Origin of the sequence: Limnohabitans sp. Rim28, from assembly GCF_000293865.2 — a bacterium.
Lineage (GTDB): Bacteria > Pseudomonadota > Gammaproteobacteria > Burkholderiales > Burkholderiaceae_C > Limnohabitans_A.
In genome coordinates, this window is sequence record NZ_ALKN02000047.1 from 1 (window position 1) to 737 (window position 737).

General features: G+C 56.2%; 1 protein-coding gene. It reads right to left on the bottom strand.

Features of this window, described 5'->3' with window-relative positions; genetic code table 11:
- On the bottom strand, positions 1-576 hold a 576-nt coding region (locus B472_RS16775; protein ID WP_238147484.1), incomplete at its 3' end, for a cryptochrome/photolyase family protein.
- Between the last annotated feature and the right edge of the window lie 161 nt (positions 577-737).

Genomic DNA, 737 nt, shown 5'->3' on the forward strand with positions numbered 1-737 from the left:
TGTGCTTCTGCGGTTGTCGGCGTCAAAATTCCACTGGCCACCCGTGGGCTTGCCGTCGTCCATCAGGATGTTGTAGCGTTGCCGCAGCTCGCGGTAAAAGTACTCCAGCCGCAGCGACTTGCGCCCACTGGCATGCGTTATGAACTCACTCACTGTCGTAAAGAAGTGCCGGTCTTCGCAGACTTCCAACTTTAGACCTGCCGCCTCGACCGCAGCCTTGAGTTGCTGGAACACGCGCCAATCGCCCGGCGCAGTCATCACTACGCGCTGAGGCGCTAGGGAAGCAATATCAGCCTGCAGCTTGGCTCCAAGACTTTGCAGATGGGCTGCAGCGCCGGTATCGTCGAGCCGGTGGTAGTGAAGCGGTCGGCCCGCGTCGCGCAGTGCTTGTGCGAAGTGACGCATGGCGCTCAAAAACAAGGCGATTCGCTGCTTGCTCGACCAAACGTGTGTGGACTCTTCGTGAGCTTCAGCCATCCACACAGCGTCTTGTGCGGGATCAAATCCGTCAAAGGCTGCAGCGTCTAAGTCGAGTTGATCGCCCAGCACCAAAATCAGATGTCTTACATGGTGCATGGCGGCTTTCAATGTTCGTAGTTTTAGTGGGCAGTGTGCGAGAAGGTGGCAATGTAGTTGACCTTTGTGTCCTTGCACCAAGAGGCTTTGTGCACAACAGGCAAATAGCGCATGCCGCGCAGGTTATTCATGTTTAATTTCGAGGGAGCCAAAGCAGACTG